The organism is Streptomyces sp. W16, assembly GCF_033194735.1.
Classification (GTDB): domain Bacteria; phylum Actinomycetota; class Actinomycetes; order Streptomycetales; family Streptomycetaceae; genus Streptomyces.
Genome location: NZ_JAWOAI010000537.1, coordinates 1 through 6,359 on the forward strand (window position 1 = coordinate 1; position 6,359 = coordinate 6,359).

The window sequence follows — 6,359 nt, forward strand, 5'->3', positions numbered from 1 at the left end:
CACCCGGAGACGCCGACGGCCCACCCGCCACGCACCGCCGCCCGGAAGTCCGCGACGAACTCCCGCCAGCCGCCGCCGACATGAGCCGTGCGGCGCCTCAAGTGCCGTGCCCCGGCGGCGAACGCGGCCGGATACGTGACAACTCCCGCCGACGCGACGGCGATCCACACCCCGGTGAGCAGACATTCGGCGAACACCCCGAACCGCTCGGCGAAGACCGACTCCCCGCGCGCCTTAACCCGTGCTCCGGCCACCGCCCTCAGCCCTTCAGTCCGGAGGTCGCCATACCGTCGATCAGGTATCGCTGGAAGGCGAGGAAGAACAGCAGCACCGGCAGCAGCGCGACGAGCGACATCGCGATCATGCCGCCGTAGTTCGCGGCCACGCCGTCGGAGTCGCGGAACATCATCAGGCCCAGGGAGACGGTGTACTTGCCGGGCTCGTTGAGGTAGATCAGCGGGCCCATGAAGTCGTTCCAGGCGTTGATGAAGGTGAAGATCGCGCTGGTGATGAGCGCGGGGCGGCACAGGGGCAGCACGATCGACCAGTAGATGCGCAGGTGCCCGCAGCCGTCCAGGCGGGCGGCCTCGTCCAGTTCCTTCGGCAGGTTCCGCATGAACTGCACCATCAGGAACACGAAGAAGGCCTCGGTCGCCAGGTACTTGCCGATCAGCAACGGGACGTAGGTGTTGACCAGTTGGAGCTTCTGGAACATCACGTACTGCGGGATCAGCAGCACGTGGTACGGCAGCAGGAGCGTGCCGATCATCAGGGAGAAGAGCAGATTGCGGCCGACGAACCTGATGCGGGCGAAGGCGTACGCCGTCAGGGAGCAGGAGACGAGGATGCCGACGACCGAACCGAGGCCGTAGAAAAGGGAGTTCTCGAAGAAGGTCCAGATCTTGATGTCGGCTATGCCGTCGGCGAGGCCCTTGAAGTTGGACAGGATGGGGTGGCCCGGGAACAGCTGGAGGCTGTTGATGATGTCCTTGCTGGGCTTGAACGAGGCGCCGATGACCCAGAGCACCGGATAGAGGATCACCGCGAGGATCAGCAGCGCGCCGAGGTGCCAGACCAGCGAACCGGTGTGCTTGCGGCCGAGGGGCGGGGGCTTCGTGGTGGTGGCGCTCATCGGGCGTCCTCCTCGTAGTGCACCCACTTCTTCTGGGACCAGAAGAGAACGGCCGTCACCAGTGCCACGGCGAGCAGCAGCATCCAGGCCATCGCGGCGGCGAAGCCCATCTGGGCGTCCTTGAAGCCCTTTTGGTAGAGGTAACAGGTGTAGACGAGCGTGGCGTCGGCGGGACCGCAGTACGTGTTGGAGACGACGTACGCCGAGCCGAAGATCTGGAACGAGTGGATGGTCTCCAGCAGCACGTTGAAGAACAGCACCGGGGAGATCATCGGCAGCGTGATGCTCCAGAAGCGCCGGAAGGGTCCGGCGCCGTCCATCTCGGCGGCCTCGTACAGCTCCCGGGGCACCTGTTTGAGCCCGGCCAGGAAGATGACCATGGGCGCCCCGAACTGCCAGACGGTCAGCGCGACCAGGCAGTACAGGACCCAGTCGGCGTTGCCGACCCAGCCGCCGACATGGAAGCCGAGGAAGGACTGCGTACGGTCCACCACGGCGCCGTCGGAGAAGAGCGACCGCCAGACGAAGCCGACCGAGACGCTCGCGCCGATCAGCGAGGGGGCGTAGAAAGCGGCCCGGTAGAAGGCCTGGCCGCGGCGGCTCTGGGCCAGCAGCAGGGCGACGCCGAGGGCGAGCAGCAGCTTCAGCGGGGTGCCGATGACGACGTACTTCGCCGTCACCTCGACCGACTTCCGCCATCGCGGGTCGTCGAACATCGCGGTGAAGTTGTCGAAGCCGACCCACTTCGGGCTGTTGAAGAGGTTGTAGTCGGTGAACGCGAAGTAGAGCGAGGCGACCATGGGTCCCGCGGTCAGCAGCAGGAAGCCCGCGATCCAGGGGGACATGAAGAGATAGCCGGCGAGGTTCTCCCGGCGGCTCCGCCGCCCCTTGGGGACGGGGGCGGCGGAGCGTGCCTTCCGGGTGGTGGGCACGGAGTCCTTGACGAGCGTCACGGCGGTTCCCATCAGGCTTGGAAGGCGGCCTCGGACTCGGTGAAGAACTGCTTCACCGCGTCCGTGACCTTGGTCTTGCCCTGGCCGAGGTCACCGCCGATGCGCAGGAAGGCGGCCTCGACGGTGTCGGCGCCGGAGGGGTGCGGGGTGATCGTGCCGAGGACGCCGGACTTGGCGGTGGTGTCCTCGTACTGCGCGATCTCCTTGCTCACCGTGTCGGTGGGCTTGAACGCCGCGTACTGCTCGGTGCTGGCCAGGATGCCGCGGTCGTAGCCCATGATCTTGCCGACCGCCGGGTCGTGGACCATGAAGTCGATGAACTGCGCGGCTTCCTTGGGGTGCGAGGTGTGGGCGGAGGCGCTCAGCATCAGCGAGGCGAGGTACTGGCCGGTGTCCTTGCCGTCCATGGTGGGGATCGGGGCGAGGCCGTAGGTGCTGCTGCCCTCCGCCGAGTAGCGGACGGTGAAGTTGTCCCAGGTGAACTCCGAGGCACCGTGCCCGGCGGAGAGCGACGACTTGGGCTGGTCCTGGGCGACGACCTTCGGGTCGGTGACGATTCCGGCCTTCACCCGGCCGTACCCGTCCGTCCACCACTCCGTCAGATCTGACTTGTCGAAACCGAGCCCGTCCTTGGTGAAGAACGCCTTGCCGTTCTGCCGGAGGTAGAGGTCGTACAGGTACATGATGGCGAAGTAGCCCGTGTCGCCGGGGACTTTCGTCTTGTCGTGGATCGTCTTGAGGGCCTTGAAGTAGTCGTCCCAGGTCCAGCCCGTGGCCGGGTCGACGCCCGCCTTCTCGAACACCTTTTTGTCGATGACCAGGGCCATGGTGTTGGAGCCGACCGGAACACCGAGCTGTTTTCCGTCGACCTCGCCGACCTTGGTGACGCCCGCGCGGAAGTGATCCAGGCTCAGATTGCCTGCTTTCACCTGAGAGTTGAGGTCGAGAAGAATGCCTCTCTTGTCGTACTTCCGAAGAAATCCGACGGCGTTCTGGAATACGTCCGGCGGATTTCCGCCCGCGGCCTGCGTCTGGAACTTCTCCCAGAACGACTGATACGTCTGAAAGTCCGTCTTCACCTTGATCTTCGGATACTTCTTCTCGAAGAGCGCGATGGACTGATTGATCTTTTTCGCCCGCTCCTCGGCACCCCACCACGAGTAACGGATCGTCACCGTCCCGTCCGCGGACGTGCCGTCGTCGCCGCCGCATGCCGTCGCGGCCAGCCCCAGCGTGACCGCCGAGACTCCGGCGGCCTTCAAGACCGTACGCCTCTCAACATTCGTGCCGGTTCCCATGACGAACCCTCCCCGTAGCGTCGTTGCCACCTGCATGAATCGTTTCAAGTAAGCGCTTGCTGGCACAAGTTACGGAGGCCTCCGGGGTGCGTCAATGATTCGGACAGGAATTTCTTGTGGACCGGCTGAGCGCTACGACGGCGCCGCCGGGCGCGTCACGGGAACGGCGCGACGGACACCGCAGGTGAGGCGCCCGCGACCGGCCGGCCGAACAGGAAGCGGCCTGCCGCACTCGCCGACGACCGGCCGAAAAAGGCCTGGGTGACGGGGAGTTGACTTCTCGTCACTGGTGGGCGAACGACGACGGCCCGCCTGTGTGATCACAGACGGGCCGTCGGTCCGGGTGGGCGATACTGGGTTCGAACCAGTGACCTCTTCGGTGTGAACGAAGCGCTCTCCCACTGAGCTAATCGCCCGGACGCACGGAGAACATTACCCCATGTCAGCGGGTGCCTCCGACCAGCACGGGAAGGCACCCGCCCGGCGCCACCGGGTCACTGGTCCTTGATCTTCCAGGGCATCACGACACCGAACTTCCAGACGTAGACGCCCACAAGGGCGATCACGATCACCAGGCCGATCGAGGTCAGGACGATGTTGCGGCGGCGCACCGCGGGGTCGAGCGCGCGCTGCGCCGCCTCGGTGACCTTGCGCTTCGTCCAGCGAAGCACCAGCTGGGCCCAGACGAACTCGGTCGCCCAGATCGCCATACCGCCGAAGATCACCACCCAGCCGGGTCCCGGCAGCGGCAGCATGACGATGCCGGCGGCCACGACCGCGAGGCCGATGACGAAGACACCGACCTGCCAGCTCAGATGCAGCGCACGGCGTGCCTTGATGAATTCCGGCGCCTTGGAGCCGAGTCCCTGCTCGCCCTGGACCGCGTCCGCCGCTGTCTCGTCCGGCGCCCCGTCGGCCGCCCCGTCCGACGCCACGACAACCTCACCCGGCCCGTCACTCCCCGTATTCATACGGACAAACCCTACCCGAGGGAAACCGGTCACCGGAATGGCCGCACCGAGCGATCGAGCCCTCGGCCGGAAGAGTTACGTAAAGGCACGCAAAACACTCAGAGGGGTTTACAACGGCACCGTAGGTGGCATGTCGATTTCGCCGACGTGCGAATCCCCGAGCGCACACTGAGCGAAAGGCCCTGGCGCTTATGAACACCACGGTCAGCTGCGAGCTGCACCTGCGCCTCGTTGTGTCGAGCGAGTCATCCCTGCCTGTCCCCGCAGGCCTGAGGTACGACACGGCCGACCCCTACGCCGTGCACGCCACCTTCCACACCGGAGCCGAGGAGACCGTCGAGTGGGTGTTCGCCCGCGACCTTCTCGCGGAGGGCCTCCACCGGCCCACCGGTACCGGCGACGTCCGTGTCTGGCCATCCCGTAGTCACGGTCAGGGCGTCGTCTGCATCGCACTGAGCTCTCCCGAGGGCGAAGCCCTGCTGGAGGCTCCCGCACGGGCCCTGGAGTCCTTCCTGAAGCGGACGGACGCCGCCGTGCCACCCGGCACGGAGCACCGGCACTTCGACCTGGATCAGGAGCTGTCGCACATCCTGGCGGAGAGCTAGCGCAAGGCCCCGACCAAACCACCCGGCGCCGTCCGAACTCGGGGAGACGGCTCGGGCCTGGACAACCGCATATGGCACACACCGGCGCCGTCGCCGCGATTCGTCGCGGGGGCGGCGCCGGTGCGTGCGGTGCCTGCTCCCGGTGGCTCTCCGTGGGCCACGGAGGTCGCGACTCTCCGTAGCCCGGGGAACCCCGAGGGACACCAGGGCGTTCATAGAGGCATGGGGCCGCCCTCCGGGAAGCCACTACCATCGGCCAGCATCGGCGGGCGCCCGCCCGCCCCCCAGGCCAGGGAGCTGAACGTGCTGATCACCCACGACACCCGGTGTGCCCTCGACACCGTGGTGGATCTGGTGAACACCGCACCGGAGGACGCCGCGGCGCCCGACGGACTGTCGGACGTCGCGCTGCTCACGGAATTCGTACGAAACCACGAGATCAGCGATGTCGGCGTGCTCTCCGAGTTCGACCTCTCCGCCGTGCGCAAGATCCGCGGCCGGTTCACCTCGGTCTTCTCGGCCCCGGACCCCCGGACCGCCGCCGGGCTGATCAACGACCTGATCGCCGCCGCGGGCACCACCCCCCGCCTCACGGACCACGACGGCTACGACTGGCACGTGCACTATTTCGCGCCCGGCGCCTCGGTCGCCGACCATCTCGCCGCCGACTGCGGGATGGCGCTCGCGTTCTTCGTGGTGGCCGGCGAGCAGGAGCGGCTGCGCCGCTGCGAGGCCCCCGACTGCAGGCGCGCCTTCGTCGACCTCTCCCGGAACCGCTCACGCAGGTACTGCGACAGCCGGACCTGCGGAAACCGACTGCATGTCGCCGCGTACCGGGCCCGGCGCAAGGAAGCCGCGGGCTGACAGCCGGCGCCTCTTGATGAGGTCGTGGCCCCCGGCGGGTGACGTCGGGGACCACGAGTACGGCTCACAGCATCAGCAGGTCGTGCAGCGAGGCCATGAGCAGCAGACACCCGATCACCGCTAGGAAGATCATCAGCGGTGGCTGGGAAAGGGCGAAAAGGCACCCGCGCGGCTCGTCCTTCGGCGGCGCGGCGTCGCTCTGTGTCGTGTCCAGCATCTCGCCGCGATGATGACGCAGCGAGGACCCCTCACGCGATCAACACGCCCGATAGGAGAGGGAGTTCGCCGAATTCCGTGATGTCCGTTTCGGGTCGCGTCGCGTCCTGAACACTTACCGGCGGACCCGGCTCGCTCTGTGTCGTTTCAGTCGCTGTGCGGCCGTCATATGCCGTGCTTCTTCAGGATGGCCTCGATGTCGCTGAAGTCGTCCCCGCTCTTGGCGCGGGGCGCGGCGGCGGGCCGGGTCGCCGGGCGTACGGCAGGACCCAGGGAGGGCGCGGAGGCCGCCGGTGCCACCGCGTCCGACCGGTCCGAGA

The 6,359-nt window shown here is 67.1% G+C and carries 7 protein-coding genes, 1 tRNA gene and 1 pseudogene; 2 read left to right on the plus strand and 7 right to left on the minus strand.

The window, feature by feature from the left end; genetic code table 11:
- From R6V09_RS42970 to R6V09_RS42995, 6 genes and pseudogenes are all read right to left on the minus strand, one after another.
- Positions 1-254 (minus strand): annotated as a pseudogene (locus R6V09_RS42970) (hypothetical protein); the annotation flags it as partial.
- A gap of 5 nt (positions 255-259) precedes the next feature.
- Positions 260-1,132, minus strand: a complete 873-nt coding sequence (locus R6V09_RS42975; protein ID WP_317886918.1) for a carbohydrate ABC transporter permease — start codon at positions 1,130-1,132, stop codon at positions 260-262.
- On the minus strand, positions 1,129-2,097 hold the full coding sequence (locus R6V09_RS42980) for a carbohydrate ABC transporter permease (RefSeq protein WP_442810255.1): 969 nt from the start codon (positions 2,095-2,097) through the stop codon (positions 1,129-1,131). The genes R6V09_RS42975 and R6V09_RS42980 overlap by 4 nt, the downstream gene beginning before the upstream one ends.
- Entirely contained in the window at positions 2,097-3,383 is a 1,287-nt protein-coding gene (locus tag R6V09_RS42985) for an ABC transporter substrate-binding protein (protein WP_317886920.1), read from the minus strand. Before R6V09_RS42985 ends, R6V09_RS42980 begins: the two co-directional genes overlap by 1 nt.
- 344 nt (positions 3,384-3,727) lie before the next feature.
- Positions 3,728-3,799 (minus strand) — tRNA-Val (locus tag R6V09_RS42990).
- A 78-nt stretch (positions 3,800-3,877) separates the two neighbouring features.
- Entirely contained in the window at positions 3,878-4,354 is a 477-nt protein-coding gene (locus R6V09_RS42995; RefSeq protein WP_317886921.1) for a TIGR02611 family protein, read from the minus strand.
- A 191-nt stretch (positions 4,355-4,545) separates the two neighbouring features.
- Here R6V09_RS42995 and R6V09_RS43000 point away from each other — a divergent pair, with 191 nt between their 5' ends.
- Positions 4,546-4,959 (plus strand): SsgA family sporulation/cell division regulator, encoded by a 414-nt coding sequence (locus R6V09_RS43000; protein ID WP_004002642.1) that lies wholly within the window; start codon positions 4,546-4,548, stop codon positions 4,957-4,959.
- Positions 4,960-5,262: 303 nt separating this feature from the next.
- The gene (locus R6V09_RS43005) at positions 5,263-5,823 is read left to right on the plus strand and encodes a CGNR zinc finger domain-containing protein (protein WP_317886922.1); all 561 of its coding nucleotides are present in this window, start codon (positions 5,263-5,265) and stop codon (positions 5,821-5,823) included.
- A gap of 64 nt (positions 5,824-5,887) precedes the next feature.
- On the opposite strand, the gene R6V09_RS43010 is transcribed toward R6V09_RS43005, so the two are convergent.
- Positions 5,888-6,040, minus strand: a complete 153-nt coding sequence (locus R6V09_RS43010; RefSeq protein ID WP_019059824.1) for a hypothetical protein — start codon at positions 6,038-6,040, stop codon at positions 5,888-5,890.
- Positions 6,041-6,359 lie beyond the last annotated feature (319 nt).

What these genes read in the sequence shown, in the direction of transcription:
- R6V09_RS43010 (WP_019059824.1), bottom strand. Translation starts at nt 6,040, where the DNA reads ATGCTGGACACGACACAGAGCGACGCCGCGCCGCCGAAGGACGAGCCG.
- R6V09_RS42975 (WP_317886918.1), bottom strand. Translation starts at nt 1,132, where the DNA reads ATGAGCGCCACCACCACGAAGCCCCCGCCCCTCGGCCGCAAGCACACC.
- R6V09_RS42980 (WP_442810255.1), bottom strand. Translation starts at nt 2,097, where the DNA reads ATGGGAACCGCCGTGACGCTCGTCAAGGACTCCGTGCCCACCACCCGG.
- R6V09_RS42995 (WP_317886921.1), bottom strand. Translation starts at nt 4,354, where the DNA reads ATGAATACGGGGAGTGACGGGCCGGGTGAGGTTGTCGTGGCGTCGGAC.
- R6V09_RS42985 (WP_317886920.1), bottom strand. Translation starts at nt 3,383, where the DNA reads ATGGGAACCGGCACGAATGTTGAGAGGCGTACGGTCTTGAAGGCCGCC.
- R6V09_RS43000 (WP_004002642.1), top strand. Translation starts at nt 4,546, where the DNA reads ATGAACACCACGGTCAGCTGCGAGCTGCACCTGCGCCTCGTTGTGTCG.